Source organism: Burkholderia sp. MSMB2157WGS, assembly GCF_001532755.1.
Classification (GTDB): Bacteria; Pseudomonadota; Gammaproteobacteria; order Burkholderiales; family Burkholderiaceae; genus Burkholderia.
In genome coordinates, this window is sequence record NZ_LPJG01000050.1 from 61,881 (window position 1) to 82,826 (window position 20,946).

The following is a 20,946-nucleotide window of genomic DNA, read 5'->3' on the forward strand; positions in this document are numbered from 1 at the left end:
TAGGAGATTCTCATGTCTAGCATCGGGCACGACGTAGCCGCGGACCACGCGCACGACGACCACGCGCACGAAGCCCCGCACGGCTGGCGTCGCTGGCTGTTCGCCACCAACCACAAGGACATCGGTACGCTGTACCTGCTGTTCTCGTTCATCATGTTCCTGTCGGGCGGCGTGATGGCGCTCGGCATCCGTGCCGAGCTGTTCGAGCCGGGCCTGCAGATCATGCGTCCGGAGTTCTTCAACGAACTCACGACGATGCACGGCCTGATCATGGTGTTCGGCGCGATCATGCCGGCCTTCGTCGGCTTCGCGAACTGGATGATTCCGCTGCAGATCGGCGCATCCGACATGGCGTTCGCGCGGATGAACAACTTCAGCTTCTGGCTGCTGCCGGTCGCGGCCGTGCTGCTGGTCGGTTCGTTCTTCGCGCCGGGCGGCGCGACGGCCGCCGGCTGGACGCTGTACGCACCGCTGTCGACGCAGATGGGCCCGGGCATGGACTTCGCGATCTTCGCGGTCCACATCATGGGCGCGTCGTCGATCATGGGCGGGATCAACATCGTCGTGACGATCCTGAACATGCGCGCACCGGGCATGACGCTGATGAAGATGCCGATGTTCGCGTGGACGTGGCTGATCACCGCGTACCTGCTGATCGCCGTGATGCCGGTTCTGGCAGGCGCGATCACGATGGTGCTGTTCGACCGCCACTTCGGCACGTCGTTCTTCAACGCGGCAGGCGGCGGCGACCCGGTGATGTACCAGCACATCTTCTGGTTCTTCGGCCACCCCGAGGTGTACATCATGATTCTGCCGGCGTTCGGGATCGTGTCGCAGGTGATCCCGGCGTTCGCGCGCAAGACGCTGTTCGGCTATAGCTCGATGGTGTACGCGACGGCGTCGATCGCGATCCTGTCGTTCATGGTCTGGGCGCACCACATGTTCGCCACGGGCATGCCGGTCACCGGCCAGCTGTTCTTCATGTACGCGACGATGCTGATCGCGGTGCCGACGGGCGTGAAGGTGTTCAACTGGCTCGCGACGATGTGGCGCGGCTCGATGACGTTCGAAACGCCGATGCTGTTCGCGATCGGCTTCCTGTTCGTGTTCACGTTCGGCGGCCTGACGGGCCTGATGCTCGCGATGGCGCCGCTCGACATCCAGTATCACGGCACCTACTTCGTGGTCGCGCACTTCCACTACGTGCTGGTGGCCGGCTCGCTGTTCGCGCTGTTCTCGGGCTGGTACTACTGGGCGCCGAAGTGGACGGGCTGGATGTACAACGAGACGCGCGGCAAGATCCACTTCTGGGCGTCGATGATCTTCTTCAACCTGACGTTCTTCCCGATGCACTTCGTCGGTCTCGCGGGCATGCCGCGCCGCTATGCGGACTACCCGGCGCAGTTCACGGACTTCAACCAGGTGGCGACGATCGGCGCATTCGGCTTCGGCCTCGCGCAGGTGTACTTCCTGTTCGCGGTCGCGCTGCCGGCCTATCGTGGCGGCGGCGAGCTGGAGAAGGCGTCGGACAAGCCGTGGGACGGCGCGACGGGCCTCGAGTGGACGGTGCCGAGCCCGGCTCCCTTCCACACGTTCGAGCAACCGCCGCACGTCGAATAAGTGTCACCCGGCGTTCCGCCGCTGCCTGCCGCGCAGGCAGGCGCGGCGGGCGCCGAATCGATGGATCAGCGAAGTTTCAGCGAAGTTGCAGATGACCCGGAATCCACAAGAAAGACGAACGCCCGAGCAGATCCGCGCGGGCAACAAGCGGCTCGGCCTCACCCTGCTCGTCATCGCCGCCGTTTTTTTTGTGGGTGTCGTGATCAAGCAGTGGTGGCTGTCCACCCACTGATGCAGTAATTGACGCAGTAGCGAGGAAGTCGTCGTATGTCGAAGCCGGAAGAGGGCGCCGTGGATCGTGCGTTCAATCGTTCGATGCTGGTGAAGCTCTTCGTCGTGGCCGGGCTGATGTTCGGTTTCGGCTTCGCGCTGATCCCGATGTATCGGGCGATCTGCCAGATCACCGGCATCAACAACCTGGTGCAGCGCGATGTCAGCGAGCGCGAGGTGAAGAACTCGCAGGTCGACTATAGCCGCACGGTGTCGGTCGAGTTCGATGCGAACGCACGCGGGCCGCTCGGGTTCAAGCCGGAGCACAACAGCCTCGACGTGCATCCGGGCGAGCTGACGACGATCGTGTACGACGTGACGAACGGGCAGGGCCGGCCGGTCGTCGCGCAGGCGATTCCGAGCTACGCGCCGAAGCAGGCGACGGAGTTCTTCAAGAAGATCGAGTGCTTTTGCTTCACGCAGCAGACGCTGACCGCGAACGAGTCGCGCAAGATGCCGGTGGTGTTCGTGATCGACCCGAAATTGCCGAAGGACGTGAAGACGATCACGCTGTCGTACACGTTCTTCGAGCTGAATACCCCGGCCACGCCGGCACCGGCGCAGCGCAGCACGGCGGCGGCGCAGGGTGCGGCGAAGCCGGACGCATGAAGACGGAGGCGGGGCGATGACGGAGATCAAGCGGAGCGGGACGTTCGGACAGGCGTTGAGAGCGGTGCTGTGGTCGTTCTTCGGGGTGCGCAAGCGGCGCGACCTGGAGGCCGATGCGACGCAGCTCAATCCGCTGCACGTGCTGATCGTCGCGTTGATCGCGGCCGGCGTGTTCATCGGCGTGCTGATCCTGATCGTGCGTGCCGTCGTGGGCTGAGGGCGCGCGGCCAGCGGCGCGCAGCCACGAAAGAATGCAGTGCGCGGCGCCACGGCGCGGCGTGCAGGAAAGAGCGGCGGCGGTCTCGCCGCGCAAGAAATAAAGCCGGAGCGGTTTCCGGTACACAAATTGGACTGAAGTGGAGAATCAAGCATGAGCGGTCAAAACCAGACCCCGTACTATTTCGTGCCGCATCCGTCGCAGCATCCGATCAGCGCGGCCATCGGCCTGCTGGTCATGCTGGGGTCGGTAGCGCTGTGGATCAACGGTCACGACTGGGCGCCGTTTACGGCGCTGCTCGGCCTGCTGTGGTTGCTCTTCACGCTGTATCACTGGTTCGGCGACGCGATCGCCGAATCGGAAGGCGGTCATTACGGCAAGAACGTCGACAAGTCGTACCGCTGGAGCATGAGCTGGTTCATCTTCTCGGAAGTCATGTTCTTCGGCGCGTTCTTCGGCGCGCTGTTCTATGCGCGTGAAATCGCGCTGCACCAGCTCGGCAGCCTCGACTACAAGCTGATCTGGCCGGACTTCTCCGCCGTGTGGCCGAACGAAGGCCCCGCCGCGCTCGCCGGTCACTTCAAGACGATGGGCCCGTGGCCGATCCCGACGCTGAACACCGCGCTGCTGCTGTCGTCGGGCGTGACGCTGACGATCTCGCACCACGCGCTGCGCGACGATCATCGCAAGAAGGCGATTGCATGGCTGGCCGCGACGCTCGTGTTCGGGATCTGCTTCCTGTTCCTGCAGGGCTTCGAGTACTACCACGCGTACAACGAACTGAACCTGACGCTGAACTCGGGCGTGTACGGTTCGACGTTCTTCCTGCTGACCGGCTTCCACGGCTTCCACGTGTTCCTCGGCGGCACGATGCTCGCGGTGGTGCTGGTGCGGATGATCCGCGGCCACTTCAAGCCCGATCATCACTTCGCGTTCGAAGGCGCCGCGTGGTACTGGCACTTCGTCGACGTCGTCTGGCTCGGCCTGTACGTCGTCGTCTACTGGCTGTAAATGGAAAAACGGCCCGCGCAGCGATGCGCGGGCCGTTTTCATTGGTGTGCGGGCGCGGCGGCGAAGCCGCGGCCGACACCGCCCCGGCGCCGCCGCGACTCAGTCAGGCGGCGCTTTTGCTTGGTGGCGCGGCCGTGCGGCGAAATGTCACAGCGGCTGCGGCAGCCGGCGCGGCAACGGCATCAACGTCCGATCGGCAGGCCGGTCGAATGGATCCAGCCCATCCAGTTCGCGAACAGGATGAACAGGAACAGCGACACCGACAGCCCGACGCGGGTGGCGAGCGACCAGACCATGCGCTTCGTATGGCCGCGGTCGTGCATCATGAAGTAGAGCGCCGAGCCCATGCTGGCAATGATGAGGACGAAGGCGATGGGAACGAGTATGTGCATGACACGAACCGGACGACGGCAATTCGAAAGGAAGAGGATAATTATCGCACTTCGCTTTCGCGCACGTGCCGGGCGGGCCGCACGATGAAGATTCGCTGGCTGCCTGCGCTGCTGATCCTCGTCGTCGTCGCCGTCACGATCCGTCTCGGTTTCTGGCAACGCGACCGCGCACACCAGAAGGAGGCGCTGCAGGCGAGCATCGCGCGCTACGAGCAGGCGGCGCCGGTCGATCTCGGCGCGCAGCCGGTGCCGCTCGCGTCGATCGAGTTTCACCGCGTGCGGGCGAAAGGCCGTTTCATGCCCGAGCAAGCGGTGTTCCTCGACAATCGGCCGTATAACGACCAGCCGGGTTTTTACGTCGTGATGCCGTTTAAACTCACGGGCGGCGGCGTCGTGCTCGTGAACCGCGGCTGGCTGCCGCGCAACATCGCCGATCGCACGGCGATCGAGCCGTTCGCGACGCCGGCGGGCGAGGTCGAGATCGTCGGCATCGCGCGCGCCGATGCGTCGCGCGCGTTCGAGCTCGGCGAAGGCGGGTCGGCCGCGCACCAGAAGATCCGGCAGAACCTCGACGTCGCCGCGTATGCAAAGGAAACCGGGCTGCCGCTGCAGCCGTTCGTGATCCAGCAGACGAGCGACGACGGCGACAAGCTCGTGCGCGACTGGCCGACGGCGACGACCGGCGTCGAGCGCAATTACGGTTACATGTTTCAGTGGTGGGCGATGGCGGCGGCCGCGCTCGGCTTCGGCCTGTACGCCGCGCGGCGTGCGGCGAAGAAGTCGACCGGCGCGTGAGCGCCATGCCAGGACGCGGCGCCGGCGCCGCGGGTTCGTTTCGAGAGGTCTGATTTGTCCATGCAATCTTCCCGTCAAGGTCCGGCCGCAGCGCCGATGTCGCCCGCTGCCCGCAAGCGCGGCCGCTGGATGCTCGTGCTGCTGGGTCTCGTGTGCGCCGCACCGATGATCGCGTCGTATTTCACCTATTACGTGATCAAGCCGAAGGGTGGGTCGACGAATTACGGCACGCTGATCGAGCCGCAGCGCCCGATCCCGACGGATCTGCAGGTCACCGACGAAACCGGCAAGACGGTGCCGCTGTCGTCGCTGCGCGGCGTCTGGCTGTTCGTGATGACCGACCGCAGCGCGTGCGACGACGCCTGCGCGCGCAAGCTCTATTTCATGCGCCAGATCCGCGTCACGCAGGCGGGCGAGCGGCACCGGATCACGATGGTGTGGCTGCGCAGCGATGCGGGCGCGACGCCGCAAAAGGTGCTGGACGCGTATCCGGACACGCGCCGGTTCGTCGCGGATCCGGCCGCGGTGGCCGCGTGGCTGCCGGCCGATGCCGGCACGAAGGACACCGACCACATCTACATGGTCGACCCGAACGGCAACCTGATGATGCGTTTCCCGAAAGACCCGAATCCCAGCAAGATCAAGTCGGACGTGACGAAGCTGCTGAAGTGGTCGAGCATCGGTTGAGGCGAGAGAACGAGGCACCATTCCGATGTCGTATCTACTGCAACTCGGCCTGATCGGCCTGTGCATCGCACTGCTGCCGCTGTCGTACGTGTGGGTGAAGGCCGACGACGACAAGTTCCGCAAGCTCGTGTGGATCACCACGTTCCTGACCCTCGACCTCGTGATGTTCGGCGGCTTCACGCGGCTGACCGATTCGGGGCTCGGCTGCCCCGACTGGCCCGGCTGCTACGGCACGTCGTCGCCGTTCATCGCGCACGCGGCGATCACGGCGGCGCACCAGGCGATGCCGACCGGGCCGGTCAGCATGACGAAGGCGTGGATCGAGATGATCCATCGTTATTTCGCGATGGCGATCGGCGTGCTGATCATCGCGCAGGTGGCGATCGCGTGGGCCGCGCGGCTGCGCCGCCGCCCGCTGCACGTGTCGCCGTGGTGGCCGACGAGCCTGCTGCTGCTGATTCTCGTGCAGGGTGCGTTCGGCGCATGGACGGTCACGATGAAGCTGCAGCCGGTGATCGTCACGATCCACCTGCTGCTCGGCCTCACGCTGCTCGGCACGCTCGGCTGGCTCGCGGCGCGGCAGACGCCGCTGCCGTCGCATGACCCGGAGGCCGGGCGCTACCGGGCGGCCGCGCTCGCGGCGCTCGTGCTGCTGGTCGTGCAGATCGCGCTCGGCGGCTGGGTCAGCACCAACTACGCGGTGCTCGCGTGCACCGACTTCCCGACCTGCAACGGTCAGTGGATTCCGCCGATGGATTTCCAGCACGGCTTCCACCTGTGGCGCGCGCTCGGAATGACGAAGGACGGCGACGCGATCACGCAGGACGCGCTGGTCGCGATCCACTGGACGCACCGCACGTTCGCGTTCGTCGTGGTCGCGTATCTGGTCGCGTTCGCGCTGAAGATGCGCCGCTTCGCATCGCTGCGGCGGCCCGCGAACGGCGTGCTGCTGGTCGTCCTGCTGCAGTTCGTGACGGGCCTGACCAACATCGTGCTGCAGTGGCCGCTGCCGGTCGCGGTCGCGCACAACGGCGGCGCCGCGATCCTGCTGCTGCTCGTCGTCATGTTAAACTTTCGCATCCTTTCAAGCCGCCCCGGCCGTGTCGCGCAGCCCGCGCGCGACGCCGCCCCGGCGTGACCGCCCCCATGCAAAGCACCCTCTCCCAATCGCCCGGTAGCCGCTTTTCCCAGTACATGGCGCTGACGAAGCCGCGTGTCACGCAGCTCGCGGTGTTCTGCGCGGTGATCGGCATGTTCCTCGCGACGCCGGGCATGGTGCCGTGGCATGTGCTGATCGGCGGCACCGTCGGCATCTGGCTGCTGGCCGGCGCCGCGTTCGCGATCAACTGCCTCGTCGAGCAGAAGATCGACGCGATGATGCGCCGCACCGCGTGGCGCCCGTCCGCGCGCGGCGAGATCACGACGCCGCAGATCCTGCTGTTCTCGGCCGTGCTCGGCAGCGTCGGCGCATGGACGCTCTATACGTTCACGAACCCGCTGACGATGTGGCTGACGATCGCGACGTTCGTCGGCTACGCGGTGATCTACACGCTGCTGCTCAAGCCGATGACGCCGCAGAACATCGTGATCGGCGGCGCGTCGGGCGCGATGCCGCCGGCGCTCGGCTGGGCGGCGGTCACCGGCGCGGTGCCGGGCGACGCGTGGATCCTCGTGCTGATCATCTTCGTCTGGACGCCGCCGCATTTCTGGGTGCTCGCGCTCTATCGCCGCAAGGATTACGAGAACGCCGGGCTGCCGATGCTGCCCGTCACGCACGGCGAGAAGTTCACGCGCCTGCACATCCTGCTGTATACGGTGATCCTGTTCGCGGTCACGCTGATGCCGTTCATTTCCGGGATGAGCGGGGCCGTCTATCTGACGAGCGCGGTGCTGCTCGGCGCGGTGTTTCTCGCGTATGCGTGGAAGATCCATCGCGACTATTCGGACGAACTCGCCCGCAAGGCCTTCCGCTACTCGATCGTCTATCTGTCGCTGCTGTTCGCGGCGCTGCTCGTCGATCACTATGCACGCCCGCTGCTCGGCGTGTAACCGCACGGTTTGAACGCAATGCTCCCATCACGGTTCGGGCGCCGCGCGCGCCAAGGCTGGATGCTCGCGTGCGCATTCACGGCAGCGCTGCTGCTCGCCGGATGCGACAACGCGCCGAAATTCCAGAATCTCGACATCACCGGCAACACGCAGTTCGGCAGCGACTTCTCGCTGCCCGATACGACCGGCAAGGTCCGTACGCTCGCCGACTTCAAGGGCCGTGCGGTCGTGATGTTCTTCGGCTATACGCATTGCCCGGACGTGTGCCCGACCACGATGGCCGAATTGTCCGAAGCGCTGAAGCAGCTCGGGCCGGATGCCGCGAAACGCGTGCAGGTGCTGTTCGTCACCGTCGATCCGGAGCGCGACACGCCGGCGCTGCTCGGCCAGTACGTGCCCGCGTTCGATCCGTCGTTCATCGGCCTGCGGCCGGCCGACGAAGCGCAGCTCAAGAAGGTCACGAAGGATTTCCGCGTGTACTACGCGAAGGTGCCCGGCAAGACGCCCGGGAGCTACACGATGGACCACACGGCCGCGAGCTACGTGTTCGACCGCGACGGCAAGCTGCGCCTGTTCGTGCGCGACGGCCAGGGCCCGGCGCCGTGGGTCCACGACCTGAAGCTGCTGGTCGACTGACCGGCAGCCGCCGGGCGAGCGGCCCGGCGTGTCGCGTGACGGCCGTTCTGCGCCGTCGCGTTTTTCCTCTCTCATCGTGGTGCGCATGCGCTGCCCGCCGGGCGGCGCGTCGGCATGCGCGCGCGTGGCGCCGAAGCCGCGTTACGGCAGCGCCGGCACGTTGAAGCCGGAGGCGGCGCGCGTGATCCGGAATTCCGTCACGCGATACGTGGCGAGCCCCTCGGTGACGAACGGGTCGGTCTCGAGGATCGCGTCGAGCGCGTCGCGATCGATGCGGGCCGCGAGGATCACGCCGCCTTCGCGCGGCACCTTCGGCCCCGCCGCGATGAAGATGCCCTTGTCGAACTGCGGCTGCAGGTACGCGCGGTGGCGTTCGAGCGCGTCGTCGATGCGCTCGAGCGACGCGGTGTAGTGGATGTCGATGACGTACATGGATGGCCCTGGAAGGATGCCGGCGCTTCGCGCACCGGCCGGCCGGTCTTTTTAGCACAGCGGACGCGGGCTGTCGCGCCGGCGCGGCCTCGCGACGGGCGCCGTACCTGTCGATCGCCGGCTCGCCGCGGCCGCGCGTATTCAAGATGTAAGCCTCGTTGCCGTAAATGAAAGAGCAACCGTTTGCGCGCGGCAGGCCGTTCGCGCGTCGGATGCTTCGACATCGACAGAGGCACGCAGATGAGCAGAATGAGTTTGAATCGCAAGCTGTGGCTCGCGCTTGCGCTGGTATGGATCGGTCTCCTGGGCGTCGGCGCATGGAGCGCCTACGAGACGCGCGCGACGATGCTCGCCGAACGCAAGGCCGGCATCGCGAATCTCGTCGACTCGGCGGCGGGTATCGTGAAGGCCTATCACGCGCTCGTGCAGAACGGCACGCTGCCCGAGGCCGACGCGAAGCGCGACGCGCTCGCGCGTCTCGCCGCGATGCGCTACGGCGATTCGGGCTACGTGTTCGTGATGGATTCGAAGCCGGTCGTGCTGATGCATCCGACGCTGCCGAAGCTCGTCGACACGCAGGTCGGCGACTATCTCGATCCGGACGGCAAGCCGCTGTTCGTGACGATTCTGAACGCGGCGAAGGCGACCGGCAGCGGCTTCGCCGAATATCGCGGGCGGCTGCCGCACAGCGAGACGGCCGTCCCGAAGATCAGCTACGTCACGCGGTTCGCGCCGTGGGACTGGAACATCTCGAGCGGCGTGTTCCTGAAGGACATCGACACCGTTTACTACCGGACGCTGCTCGGCCATCTGGCCGTGGTGTTCGTGATCGGCCTCGTGATCAGCGCGGCGATGCTGGTGATCATCCGCAACGTGCGCGGCAGCCTCGGCGGCGAGCCCGACGAAGCGGCCGCGCTCGCGACGCGTATCGCGCAGGGCGACCTGACGCAGCCGGTGCCGGTGCGCGCGGGCGACCGCACGAGCATGATGGCCGCGATGCACGACATGCAGGCGCGGCTGCAGGCGACGATCGGCGGGATTCGCCAGTCGGCCGAAGCGATCGCGTCGGCGAGCCGCCAGATCTCGGCCGGCAACGACGACCTGTCGCAGCGCACCGAGGAGCAGGCCGCGTCGCTCGAGGAAACGGCCGCGAGCATGGAGCAACTGACCGCGACGGTGAAGCAGAACGCCGACAACGCGCGGCAGGCGAGCGGGCTCGCGAACAATGCGTCGGACATCGCGCGCACGGGCAGCGACGTCGTGAACCGCGTGATCGGCACGATGGGCGAGATCGACGACAGCTCGCGCAAGATCGCCGACATCATCGGCGTGATCGAGGGCATCGCATTCCAGACCAACATCCTCGCGCTGAACGCGGCGGTCGAGGCCGCGCGCGCAGGCGAGCAAGGCCGCGGCTTCGCGGTGGTCGCGGGCGAGGTGCGCTCGCTCGCGCAGCGCAGCGCGACGGCCGCGAAGGAGATCCGCGCGCTGATCGTCGATTCGGTCGAGCGCGTGCGCAACGGCTCGACGCTGGTCGGCCAGGCCGGTACGACGATGGGCGAGATCCTGCAGGCGGTCGCGCGCGTGACCGACATCATGGGCGAGATCGCGGCGGCGTCCGAGGAGCAGGCGAGCGGCATCACGCAGGTCGGGCGCGCGGTCACGCAGATGGACCAGGTGACCCAGCAGAACGCGGCGCTGGTCGAGGAAGCCGCGGCGGCGGCCGCGTCGCTGCAGGAACAGGCCGCGCGGCTGCGCGATGCGGTCGGCGCATTCCGGGTCGGCAATGCCGGCGGCCCGGCGCCGCGCGGGGCCGGTGCGCGTGCGGTCGAACCGGCCTTCGGCGCGAAGGTTGCCGACGAGACGGTGGCGGCGTGACGCGTGTCGGCCGATGGACCGATGCGTCGATGGACCGATGCGCCAAGAAAAACTGCAACTAACGGCCGACTCGTGCGTCGGCCGCCGGCACCGCGCGGGTGCATACCCATATGAGCGGGATGTATTTCACTTCCCGCCGATCCTGTGACACCATTTGGCCCTTCCTGCGAGTCGGGGCATACCCGTATCGCGCCCCATTTCAAGTAAGCAAGCAAGCGAGAAACAGATGAAGCGTCGCAGTCTCCTGAAGGTATTTTCCGTGCTGGCCACCGGCGCCGCGCTGACGCTGTCGGCAGGCGCGCACGCCGAAGACAAGGTGATCAAGGTCGGCACGGTCGCCGGCCCGGATTCGGAAGTGTGGCAAGTCGTGCAGAAGGTCGCGAAAGAGAAGGAAGGCCTGAACGTGAAGGTCGTCGAGTTCAACGACTACGTGCAGCCGAACGCGGCGCTCGATTCGGGCGACCTCGACGCGAACAGCTTCCAGCACCAGCCCTACCTCGACAGCCAGGTGAAGCAGCGCGGCTACAAGCTCGTCAGCGCGGGCCTGACCTACATCTCGCCGATCGGCGTGTACTCGAAGAAGTTCAAGTCGCTGAAGGATCTGCCGCAGGGCGCGAAGCTCGCGGTGCCGAACGATCCGTCGAACGAAAATCGCGCGCTGCTGCTGCTGCAGGCGCAAGGCGTGATCAAGCTGAAGTCGGGCGCCGGCACGGGCGGCAACAACGCGACGGTGCTCGACATCGCCGAGAACCCGAAGAAGCTGAAGATCTCCGAACTCGACGCCGCGCAACTGCCGCGCGTGCTGTCGGACGTCGACGCGGCCGTGATCAACACGAACTACGCGCTCGCCGCGAACCTGCAGCCGACCAAGGACGCGATCGCGCTCGAATCGCTGACGAGCCCGTACGCGAACCTGATCGCCGTGCGCGCGAAGGACAAGGATCAGCCGTGGGTGAAGAAGCTGGTCAAGGCGTACCAGTCGCCGGAAGTGAAGGAATTCATCAAGAAGCAGTTCAAGGGCTCGATGGTCGCGTCGTTCTGAACGCCGCTCACCGGTCGGACCGCTGAACGCAAAGGGCCTGCATCGCGCAGGCCCTTTTTTCATTGGCGCGGCAGGCGCGCGCCTGCCCTACATCTCGCCGCGCCGCGAGCAGATCGCCATGATCTGCTGGATCGCATAGTTGTCGCGCACGCCGGGCAACGATTGCACGACGCACTCGTGATAGCGCCGCTCGCGCGGCAGCAGCATCGCGTTGTTGCGGTACAGCGCGTCGCACGAGCGCTGGATCAACTGCGCGGCGGCACCGTTGCGGCTTTCGCGCAGCGCATTGAGCATGCAGTCGTCGTATTGCGCGCTGCCGTCGGTCAGCGCGAATGCCGCGCCCGGCAGCGCCTGCGCGACGGCGGCGAAGGCCGCGAAGGCGATCGCGCGAATCGTTCGTTTCATGTCCCCTCCGATGGTGTGGATCGGGTCGGCGGACAGCATAACGTAAAGCCGCGAGCGCGGCTGGCGCGTTGCGCCGGGACCGGCGCGGAGCGCCGCCAGCCGGGCTTTCCAGGCATTTCATGGGGGCGCGGCGGCGCCGCGCATCGGCCGCTCGCGCGAAAGCGCGGAGTCAGGCGGTGGTCTGCGGAAATGGTATCCTCGTGCGTTCGCCGCCACACGCTTTCCCGGAGCGTGCGCGGGCCGATCGCCCGCGTCCCGCACGTGCGGCGGGCGCCCGCCCGACGGCGGCGGGAATCCATCATCCAGAACCGACACAATACGGGGGAGACTCACCCATGAATCGTTTCAAGACTCTCGCGATCCGTTCGATCACGGCCGGCGTCGCCGCACTCGCGCTGGCCGGCGTCGCGCACGCGCAGACGGTCAAGGTCCTGTCGATCGTCGACCATCCGGCGCTCGATGCGATCCGCGACGGCGTGCGCGCCGAACTGAAGGCGCAAGGTTACGGCGACGACAAGCTCAAGTGGGAATACCAGAGCGCCCAGGGCAACACGGGCACGGCCGCGCAGATCGCGCGCAAGTTCGTCGGCGACAAGCCCGACGTGATCGTCGCGATCGCGACACCGGCCGCGCAGTCGGTCGTCGCGGCGACGAAGAGCGTGCCGGTCGTCTACTCGGGCGTGACCGATCCGGTCGCCGCGCAGCTCGTGAAGGGCTGGGGGCCGTCGGGCACCAACGTGACGGGCGTATCCGACAAGCTGCCGCTCGACCGCCAGGTCGCGCTGATCAAGCGCGTCGTGCCGAATGCGAAGACGGTCGGCATGGTCTACAACCCGGGCGAGGCGAATTCGGTCGTCGTCGTGAAGGAGCTCAAGGAGATCCTCGCGAAGCAGGGAATGGCGCTGAAGGAAGCGGCCGCACCGCGCACCGTCGACATCGGCCCGGCCGCGAAGAGCCTGATCGGCAAGGTCGACGTGATCTATACGAACACCGACAACAACGTCGTGTCCGCGTACGAAGCGCTGGTGAAGGTCGCGAACGAAGCGAAGATTCCGCTCGTCGCCGGCGACACCGACAGCGTGAAGCGCGGCGGCATCGCGGCGCTCGGCATCAATTACGGCGATCTGGGCCGGCAGACCGGCAAGGTCGTCGCGCGCATCCTGAAGGGCGAGAAGCCGGGCGCGATCGCGTCGGAGACGAGCAGCAACCTCGAACTGTTCGTCAATACGGGCGCGGCCGCGAAGCAGGGCGTCACGCTGGCGCCGAATCTCGTGAAGGAAGCGAAGACGGTCATCAAGTAAGCCCGCGGCCCGAGCGCCGCGCTTGCAGGCCCGATCCGGGCCTCGACGACATCGCCGGACGGGCGGCTCCCACCCGGGCCGCCCGTTCGCTTCGCCCGGCCGTACACGTCCGGCCGGGAAGCAACAGGATTTCCCCATCATGTCTCTGTTCTCGTTTCTGGGCGCCCTGGAGATCGGCCTGATCTTCAGCCTCGTCGCCCTCGGGGTGCTGATCTCGTTTCGCATCCTCAACTTCCCCGACCTCACCGTCGACGGCAGCTTTCCGCTCGGCGGCGCGGTCGCCGCGACGCTGATCTCGGCCGGCTACGACCCGTTTTCCGCGACGCTGCTCGCGATCGTCGCGGGCGCGCTGGCCGGCTTCGTCACCGGCTGGCTGAACGTGCGCCTGAAGATCATGGATCTGCTCGCCAGTATCCTGATGATGATCGCGCTCTACTCGGTGAACCTGCGGATCATGGGCCGGCCGAACGTGCCGCTGATCACCGAGCCGACGCTGTTCACCGTGCTGCAGCCCGACTGGATGCCCGACTACGTGCTGCGCCCGGCGCTGCTCGCGATCGTCGTCGTGGTCGCGAAGCTCGGCCTCGACTGGTTCTTCTCGTCGCAGCTCGGCCTCGCGATGCGCGCGACCGGCGCGAATCCGCGGATGGCGCGTGCGCAAGGCATCGCGACCGGTCGCGCGACGCTCGCCGGAATGGCGCTGTCGAACGCGCTCGTCGCGCTCGCGGGCGCGCTGTTCGCGCAGACGCAGGGCGGCTCGGACATCTCGATGGGGATCGGCACGATCGTGATCGGGCTGGCCGCGGTGATCATCGGCGAGACGCTGCTGCCCGCACGCCGGCTGGTGCTGACGACGCTCGCCGTCGTGCTCGGCGCGATCGTCTACCGCTTCTTCATCGCGCTCGCGCTGAACAGCGAATTCATCGGCCTGAAGGCGCAGGACCTGAACCTCGTGACGGCCGCGCTCGTCACGATCGCGCTGGTGCTGCCGGCGACGCGCAAGAAGCTGTTCGCGCGCAAGAACGGAGGGGCATGACATGTTGTCCGCACAAGACCTGAAACTCACGTTCAATCCCGGCACGCCGATCGAGACGCGCGCGCTGCGCGGGCTGTCGCTCGAGATTCCCGACGGCCAGTTCGTCGCGGTGATCGGCTCGAACGGCGCCGGCAAGTCGACCTTCCTCAATGCAGTCAGCGGCGATCAGCGCGTCGATGCGGGGCGCATCGCGATCGACGGCGCGGATGTGACGCGCCAGGCCGCGTGGGACCGCGCGCACCTCGTCGCGCGCGTGTTCCAGGATCCGATGGCCGGCACCTGCGAGGCGCTGACGATCGAGGAGAACATGGCGCTCGCGATGGCGCGCGGCGTGCGGCGCGGTTTCCGGGCCGCGCTCGATCGCCCGTCGCGCGAGCTGTTCCGCGACAAGCTGCGGCTCCTGAACCTCGGGCTGGAAAACCGGCTGACCGACCGGATCGGGCTGCTGTCGGGCGGCCAGCGGCAGGCCGTGAGCCTGCTGATGGCGTCGCTGCGGCCGTCGCGCATCCTGCTGCTCGACGAGCATACGGCCGCGCTCGACCCGAAGACGGCCGCGTTCGTGCTGGAGCTGACCGCGCGCATCGTCGCCGAGAGCAAGCTGACGACGATGATGGTCACGCACAGCATGCGGCAGGCGCTCGACTATGGCGACCGCACGGTGATGCTGCACCAGGGGCAGGTCGTGCTCGACGTGTCGGGCGATGCGCGCCGCGGACTCGACGTGCCGGACCTGCTGCAGATGTTCGAGAAGGTGCGGCACGAGCAGCTCGACGACGACGCGTTGTTGCTGGGGTGAATTGGGTTGCTTTCGGCTGTTTTGGCTGGTCTCTCGGGTGTTCCCGGCTGCTTTCGCCGGATCCCGGCTGATTCAGGCTGAGCCGGGCTGATCGACCGGACGGCTGCCCGGGCTGCCCGGCCGGCGTGCAGGTTTGGCGTCGGTCGAGCGGTCCGTTTTCGTATGCGGAATACGGCCGTTCCGTCGCGTCGGCACGGCCTTCGACTTCGCAGCAGCGGACGCGTGCATTCCGGCCCTCCCGGGCCTTCCGACGATCTGCATGTCCCTTTTTGTTGAGGCCTGACAGCGCCCGTTGCGATCCTCTATACTGTATATCCATACAGCATCGAGCCGCATGATGTCCGCCTCATCCCTGTCCCCCGAATCCCTTCATCCGTCGCTATGGCGCGGCTCGCAGCTCGCGCGCGGCGGTCTGCGCACGATCGACACGGGCTTCGCGCCGCTGTCCGCCGAATTGCCGGGCGGCGGCTGGCCGGTCGGCGGGCTCGTCGAGCTGCTGGCCGCGCAGCCGGGCTGCGGCGAGATGCGCTTGCTCGCGCCCGCGCTCGCGCGCACCGTCAGCGCACGGCGGCCGCTCGCGCTCGTCGCGCCGCCGCAGGTGCCGCATGCAAGCGCACTCGCCGGTCTCGGCGTGCCGCCCGACGCGCTGCTGTGGCTGCGTGCCGGCAGCCGCACGGATGCGCTGTGGGCGGCCGAGCAGGCGCTCAAGGCGGGCTGCTGCGGGGCCTTGCTGCTCTGGCAGGACGCGCGCCCCGATGCGCTGCGGCGCCTGCATCTCGCGGCCGCGCGCACCGGCGACACGCTGTTCGTGATGCTGCGTCCGCTGGCGGCCGCGCGGCAGCCGTCGCCCGCGGTGCTGCGGGTCGCGCTGTATCCGGTGCCGGGCGGCGTGTCGCTCGACATCGTCAAGCGGCGCGGGCCCGCGCGCAGCGAGCCGCTCGAGCTCGACCTGCCATCCCCGATCGTGGAGAGCCGCTATGCGCGTCTTGCTCGGCATCCATCTGCCGCGCCTGCCGCTCGACGTGTGCGCCGCGCCGCCGTCTGACGGCGAGGCGGTCGACGCCGGCTGCGCGGTGCTCGAACACGGCGCCGTGCTGATCGCCGACGCGGTCGCGCGCCGGCAAGGCGTGCGTGCGGGCATGAAGCGCGGCGGCGTGCTGACGCTCGCGCCCGACACGCAGCTCGTCGAGCGCGATCCCGCGCGCGAAGCCGATGCGCTGCGTGCGGTCGCGCTCGCGCTGTTGCGCTTTTCGCCATGCGTCGCGCTCGGCGACGAAGCCACGCTGATCGTCGACGTCGGTCCGAGCCTGCGGCTGTTCGGCGGGCTGCCGTCGCTGTGCCGGCAAGTGCGCGCGACGCTCGCGGCGCTCGGCTATGCCGCGCGCCTGTCCGCCGCGCCGACCGGCGGCGGCGCGTGGCTGCTCGCACGCGTGTCGTCTCGCGCACGGATCCGGCGCCGGGTCGCCGGGCACGCGTCGCTCGTTCGCACGCTCGATCGGCTGCCGTGCGTGCTGCTGCCCGACGCACGGCCCTATGCGGGCTGGTTCGACGGCCTCGGCTGCCGCACGCTCGCCGATCTGCGCGGCCTGCCGCGCGCGGGGCTGCAGCGGCGCTGCGGTCCCGCGCTGCTGGCCGCGCTCGATCGCGCGTACGGCGACGCGGTCGAGCCGCTCGCGTGGATGGCGGTGCCGCCGGTGTTCGACGTGCGGCTCGAATTGCCGGAGCGCGTCGAATACGCGGAAGCCGTGCTGTTCGCCGCGCGGCGGCTCGTCGTGCAGCTGTGCGGCTGGCTGGCCGCGCGGCAGCTGTCGTTGGCCGCGATGACGTTCGAGCTCGAGCACGAGCGCGGCCGTCAGGCCGTGCCGCCGACCCCGCTCGAGCTCGCGTTCGCCGCGCCCGTGCGCGACGAGGTGCATTTCATGCGGCTGCTCGGCGAACGGCTCGCGCGCGTCGAGCTGCCGGCCGCGGTGATCGCGGTGCGGCTGAAGGCCACGCGTGTCGAATCGGTCGCGCCGCCGGCCGACGATCTGTTCCCGGAGCCGGGCGGCACGAAGGAGACGCGCGCGCGCCTGTTCGAGCTGCTGGTCGCGCGGCTCGGCGCGGAGAGCGTGCTGCGCGCGGTACCGGCGGCCGATCATCGGCCCGAGGTGGCGAACCGCTGGGTGTCGCTCGATGCGCAGGCCGGCAAGCCGGCGGGCGCGCCGCCGGCGGTGCCGCCGCGTCCGGCGTGGCTGCTGGCGGAGCCGCTGCCGCTGCTGATGCGCGAGAACCGGCCGGTGTTTCATACGCCGCTCAGGACGATGTCGTCGCCCGAGCGGATCGAGGCGGGGTGGTTCGACGGTCAAACGGCCGAGCGCGATTACTACGTTGCGCAGGACGAAGAGGGCGCGTGCTACTGGATATTCAAGGAGCGCATGAGCAGCCAGGCGAACCCGCATTGGTTTCTGCACGGCCTGTTCGGGTGAGCGGCGATGACGACCGAGTACACGTTGCTTCCGGACTATGCGGAACTGTTCTGTCGCTCGAACTTTTCGTTCCTGCACGGCGCATCGCATGCGGAAGAACTGGTCGAGCGCGCCGTGGAACTCGGCTATCGCGGGATCGCGATCACCGACGAATGCTCGCTCGCGGGCGCGCCGCGGATGCATGTCGCGGCGAAGGCGGCCGGATTGCCGCTGATCGTCGGCTCGTATTTCGAGGTGACGCCGGACGATGTGCCGCCCGGCTACGATCCGGGCCCCGGCGCGTTCGGGCTCGTGTTGCTCGCGCAGAACCGCGAGGGTTACGGCAACCTGTCCGAGCTCATCTCGTGGCGGCGGATGGAAGCGCCGAAGGGCACGTACCGGCTGACGTCGAAAATGCTGTCAAGGCCGCCCGAGGCATTCGCCCATCTGCGCGGTATGCCCGAGTGCTTCGCGATCCTCGTGCCCGCGTATCCGGTGCGTGCAAACGTGCTCGATGCGCAGGTTGCGTGGTTTCGCGCGACGTTCGGCGAGCGGGCGCGGCTCGGGCTCGTGCAGTTGCAGCGTGCGCTGGACGGCCCGCAGCGCGACGAGATTCGCGAGGTGGGCGCGCGGCGCGGCGTGCGCGTCGTCGCGCTCGGCGACGTGACGATGCACAGGCGCTCGTGCAAGAAGTTGCAGGATGTGATGACGGCGATCCGCATTGGGATGCCGGTTTCGGAATGCGGGTATGCGCTCGCACCGAACGCGGAGAAGCATCTGCGCGCACGGAACCGGATCGCGAAGCTGTTTTCGCCGGCGGAGATCGCCGAGACTTGCGCGATTCTCGACGGTTGCCATTTCTCTCTCGGCGAATTGAAGTATGAGTATCCCCTTGAACTCGTGCCGCGCGGACATACGCCGACCAGTTACCTGAAACAGGAGACGTGGGCGGGCGTGGCTCGACGTTACTGGAATGGCGTGCCTGAAAAAGTGGCGAAGCAGATCCGGTACGAACTGGCGCTCATCGCGAAGCTGAACTACGAACCGTTCTTCCTGACCGTCTACGACATCGTCAAGTACGCGCGCAGCCGGAACATCCTGTGCCAGGGCCGCGGCTCGGCCGCGAATTCGGTGGTCTGCTATTGCCTCGGCATCACCGAGGTCGATCCGGACCAGAGCACGACGCTGTTCGAGCGCTTCATCAGCGAGGAGCGTGGCGAGCCGCCCGACATCGACGTCGACTTCGAGCATCAGCGTCGGGAAGAGGTGATTCAGCATATCTACGAAAAATACGGACATGATCGCGCCGCGCTGGCGGCTGCCGTCTCGACGTATCGCCCGCGCGGCGTGCTGCGCGAAGTCGGCAAGGCGCTCGGCGTCGATCCGATGCTGGTCGATCGCGTGGCGAAAGGGCATCGCTGGTTCGATGGCAGCCGCGATCTGCTGCAGAAATTCGCGACGGCCGGGCTCGATCCCCACACGCCGCTGATTCGCGCATGGGCCGAACTGGCGGGGCGGCTGCTCAATTTCCCGCGCCACCTGTCGCAGCATTCGGGCGGCTTCGTGATCAGCCGTGGCAAGCTCACGCGGCTCGTGCCGGTCGAGAACGCGGCGATGGACGGGCGGCGCGTGATCCAGTGGGACAAGGACGATCTCGAGGCGCTCGGGCTGATGAAGGTCGACGTGCTCGCGCTCGGCATGCTGTCGGCGCTGCATCGCGCGTTCGACCTGCGCACCGCGTGGCGCGGCCCGGCGAAGGACGGCAAGCCGTTCACGCTGAAGCACATTCCGCAGGAGGACGAAGCGACCTACGACATGATCTGTCGCGCCGATACGGTCGGCGTGTTCCAGATCGAATCGCGCGCGCAGATGTCGATGCTGCCGCGCCTGCGGCCGCGCACTTATTACGACCTGGTGATCGAGGTGGCGATCGTGCGGCCCGGGCCGATCCAGGGCGGCGCGGTGCACCCGTATCTGAAGCGGCGGCAGGGACTCGAAAAGGTCAGTTACCCGAAGGAAGACCTGAAACCCGCGCTCGAACGCACCATGGGCGTGCCGATCTTCCAGGAGCAGGTGATGCAGATCGCGATGATCGCGGCGGGCTTCACGGCCGGCGAGGCCGACGGGCTGCGTCGCGCGATGGCCGCATGGAAGCGCAAGGGCAATCTCGAGAAATATCACGTCAAGATCGTCGAGGGGATGCGCGAACGCGGCTACCCGCCCGATTTCGCCGAGCAGATTTTCGAGCAGATCAAGGGCTTCGGCGATTACGGCTTTCCCGAAAGCCATGCGGCGAGCTTTGCGAAACTGGCCTACGCGAGCAGTTGGCTCAAATGCCACGAACCGGCGATCTTCCTCGCCGCGCTGCTGAACAGCCAGCCGATGGGTTTCTATCCGCCGTCGCAACTCGTGCAGGACGCAAAGCGCCACGGCGTGCAGGTCCTGCCGATCGACGTGACGCAAAGCGGTTGGGAGGCATCGCTCGAAGCGCTGCCCGGCCAGCCGCCGCCACACGGCCAGCCGGCTGTGCGGCTCGGCCTGTCGCTCGTGAGCGGCTTCGGCGAAGCCGCCGCGCGCCGGATCGAAGCCGCGCGCGCGGCCGGCCCGTTCGACAACGTCGACGCGCTTGCGCGCCGCGCGCAACTCGAACGCCGCGACCTCGAGGCGCTGGCGGCTGCGAACGCGCTCGCGACGCTCGCCGGCCATCGCCGCGACGCGCTCTGGCAGGCCGTCGCCGCGGCGCCCGAACGCGACCTGCTCGCGGCCGCGCCGATCGACGAACCCGAGAAGCCCGCGCTCGGCGCGCCGTCGGAAGCCGACGAGATCCTCGCCGATTACGACACCACCGGTCTCACGCTGAACCGTCACCCCGTCGCGTTGCTGCGGCCGGCGCTGCGCGCGCGGCGGTTGTCGTCCGCGGCCGAGCTGCGCGATCGCCCGGACGGCCGGCTCGCGCGCGCATGCGGGATCGTGATCTCGCGGCAGATGCCGGGCACCGCGAAAGGCGTGATATTCATGACGCTCGAGGACGAAACGGGCTGCGTGAACGTGATCGTCCGACCCGAGCTGCTCGCGCGGCAGCGTCGCGAGGCGCTCGATTCGCAATTGCTCGCGGCGTCGGGGGTCTGGCAGGTCGTGAGCGACGTGAGGCACCTCGTCGCGCAGCATTTCGAGGATCTGACGCCGCTGCTCGGCGGCCTGCGCACGTCGAGCCGCGAATTCCACTGACATTTCGCCGACCCTGCTGCCGCCCGACTTCCCTGACGCGAATCGCCGGCCCGGCGGCACGTCGCCACGCGATGCATACCAGTTGGCTCAATTGGTTC

21 protein-coding genes are annotated in these 20,946 nt (G+C 67.7%); 18 read left to right on the plus strand and 3 right to left on the minus strand.

Annotated elements, in window-relative coordinates; all coding sequences use genetic code 11:
- The first annotated feature begins 12 nt into the window (after positions 1–12).
- The 5 genes from ctaD (at position 13) to WT53_RS29190 (ending at position 3,727) form a co-directional block, all read left to right on the plus strand.
- A complete protein-coding gene (ctaD, locus tag WT53_RS29175) occupies positions 13–1,620 on the plus strand; it encodes a cytochrome c oxidase subunit I (protein ID WP_006477731.1) in 1,608 nt (535 codons plus the stop codon).
- Positions 1,621–1,711: 91 nt separating this feature from the next.
- Positions 1,712–1,852, plus strand: coding sequence for a cytochrome oxidase small assembly protein (locus tag WT53_RS33940; RefSeq protein ID WP_006486385.1), 141 nt, complete (start codon positions 1,712–1,714; stop codon positions 1,850–1,852).
- A 35-nt stretch (positions 1,853–1,887) separates the two neighbouring features.
- Positions 1,888–2,499, plus strand: coding sequence for a cytochrome c oxidase assembly protein (locus tag WT53_RS29180; protein ID WP_034208453.1), 612 nt, complete (start codon positions 1,888–1,890; stop codon positions 2,497–2,499).
- Between the two features lie 16 nt (positions 2,500–2,515).
- Positions 2,516–2,716, plus strand: a complete 201-nt coding sequence (locus WT53_RS29185) for a DUF2970 domain-containing protein (protein WP_034208452.1) — start codon at positions 2,516–2,518, stop codon at positions 2,714–2,716.
- Positions 2,717–2,869: 153 nt separating this feature from the next.
- Positions 2,870–3,727 (plus strand): cytochrome c oxidase subunit 3, encoded by an 858-nt coding sequence (locus WT53_RS29190; protein WP_034208451.1) that lies wholly within the window; start codon positions 2,870–2,872, stop codon positions 3,725–3,727.
- A 182-nt stretch (positions 3,728–3,909) separates the two neighbouring features.
- Here the strand turns inward: WT53_RS29190 and WT53_RS29195 are convergent, their stop codons facing one another.
- Positions 3,910–4,119 carry a twin transmembrane helix small protein gene (locus WT53_RS29195; protein WP_006752055.1) on the minus strand — a complete coding sequence of 70 codons (210 nt, stop codon included), beginning with the start codon at positions 4,117–4,119 and terminating at the stop codon, positions 3,910–3,912.
- Positions 4,120–4,203: 84 nt separating this feature from the next.
- On the opposite strand from WT53_RS29195, the gene WT53_RS29200 reads away from it, so the two are divergent.
- Genes WT53_RS29200 through WT53_RS29220 form a run of 5 tightly spaced genes read left to right on the plus strand, consistent with a single transcriptional unit; the run spans position 4,204 to position 8,286 of the window.
- Positions 4,204–4,914: an SURF1 family protein gene (locus WT53_RS29200; protein ID WP_060262511.1), complete on the plus strand. Its 711-nt coding sequence runs from the start codon at positions 4,204–4,206 to the stop codon at positions 4,912–4,914.
- A gap of 60 nt (positions 4,915–4,974) precedes the next feature.
- The gene (locus tag WT53_RS29205; RefSeq protein WP_060262512.1) at positions 4,975–5,601 is read left to right on the plus strand and encodes a hypothetical protein; all 627 of its coding nucleotides are present in this window, start codon (positions 4,975–4,977) and stop codon (positions 5,599–5,601) included.
- Between the two features lie 25 nt (positions 5,602–5,626).
- The gene (locus tag WT53_RS29210) at positions 5,627–6,739 is read left to right on the plus strand and encodes a heme A synthase (protein ID WP_034208448.1); all 1,113 of its coding nucleotides are present in this window, start codon (positions 5,627–5,629) and stop codon (positions 6,737–6,739) included.
- An 8-nt stretch (positions 6,740–6,747) separates the two neighbouring features.
- Positions 6,748–7,650, plus strand: a complete 903-nt coding sequence (cyoE, locus tag WT53_RS29215) for a heme o synthase (RefSeq protein WP_006477738.1) — start codon at positions 6,748–6,750, stop codon at positions 7,648–7,650.
- An 18-nt stretch (positions 7,651–7,668) separates the two neighbouring features.
- A complete protein-coding gene (locus tag WT53_RS29220) occupies positions 7,669–8,286 on the plus strand; it encodes an SCO family protein (protein WP_034208447.1) in 618 nt (205 codons plus the stop codon).
- Between the two features lie 141 nt (positions 8,287–8,427).
- Here the strand turns inward: WT53_RS29220 and WT53_RS29225 are convergent, their stop codons facing one another.
- Positions 8,428–8,718: a YciI family protein gene (locus WT53_RS29225; protein WP_012329263.1), complete on the minus strand. Its 291-nt coding sequence runs from the start codon at positions 8,716–8,718 to the stop codon at positions 8,428–8,430.
- Positions 8,719–8,958: 240 nt separating this feature from the next.
- Between WT53_RS29225 and WT53_RS29230 the strand changes: the two genes are divergently transcribed.
- Both WT53_RS29230 and WT53_RS29235 read left to right on the plus strand, forming a co-directional pair.
- Positions 8,959–10,596, plus strand: a complete 1,638-nt coding sequence (locus WT53_RS29230; RefSeq protein WP_034208768.1) for a methyl-accepting chemotaxis protein — start codon at positions 8,959–8,961, stop codon at positions 10,594–10,596.
- A 226-nt stretch (positions 10,597–10,822) separates the two neighbouring features.
- Positions 10,823–11,638, plus strand: a complete 816-nt coding sequence (locus WT53_RS29235; protein WP_034208446.1) for a MetQ/NlpA family ABC transporter substrate-binding protein — start codon at positions 10,823–10,825, stop codon at positions 11,636–11,638.
- A gap of 87 nt (positions 11,639–11,725) precedes the next feature.
- On the opposite strand, the gene WT53_RS29240 is transcribed toward WT53_RS29235, so the two are convergent.
- Positions 11,726–12,043 (minus strand): VF_A0006 family four-cysteine protein, encoded by a 318-nt coding sequence (locus WT53_RS29240; protein WP_034208767.1) that lies wholly within the window; start codon positions 12,041–12,043, stop codon positions 11,726–11,728.
- Between the two features lie 335 nt (positions 12,044–12,378).
- On the opposite strand from WT53_RS29240, the gene WT53_RS29245 reads away from it, so the two are divergent.
- The 6 genes from WT53_RS29245 to WT53_RS29270 all read left to right on the plus strand — a co-directional run bounded on the left by WT53_RS29245 (position 12,379) and on the right by WT53_RS29270 (position 20,848).
- Positions 12,379–13,344 carry an ABC transporter substrate-binding protein gene (locus WT53_RS29245; protein ID WP_060262515.1) on the plus strand — a complete coding sequence of 322 codons (966 nt, stop codon included), beginning with the start codon at positions 12,379–12,381 and terminating at the stop codon, positions 13,342–13,344.
- Positions 13,345–13,483: 139 nt separating this feature from the next.
- Complete coding sequence (locus WT53_RS29250) at positions 13,484–14,380, plus strand: ABC transporter permease (RefSeq protein WP_034208444.1); 897 nt, start codon at positions 13,484–13,486, stop codon at positions 14,378–14,380.
- A 1-nt stretch (position 14,381) separates the two neighbouring features.
- A complete protein-coding gene (locus WT53_RS29255; RefSeq protein WP_034208443.1) occupies positions 14,382–15,176 on the plus strand; it encodes an ABC transporter ATP-binding protein in 795 nt (264 codons plus the stop codon).
- Positions 15,177–15,513: 337 nt separating this feature from the next.
- Positions 15,514–16,221, plus strand: a complete 708-nt coding sequence (imuA, locus tag WT53_RS29260; RefSeq protein WP_034208766.1) for a translesion DNA synthesis-associated protein ImuA — start codon at positions 15,514–15,516, stop codon at positions 16,219–16,221.
- A complete protein-coding gene (locus tag WT53_RS29265) occupies positions 16,154–17,641 on the plus strand; it encodes a DNA polymerase Y family protein (protein WP_034208442.1) in 1,488 nt (495 codons plus the stop codon). The genes imuA and WT53_RS29265 overlap by 68 nt, the downstream gene beginning before the upstream one ends.
- A gap of 6 nt (positions 17,642–17,647) precedes the next feature.
- Positions 17,648–20,848: an error-prone DNA polymerase gene (locus WT53_RS29270; RefSeq protein ID WP_034208441.1), complete on the plus strand. Its 3,201-nt coding sequence runs from the start codon at positions 17,648–17,650 to the stop codon at positions 20,846–20,848.
- Positions 20,849–20,946: the final 98 nt, after the last annotated feature.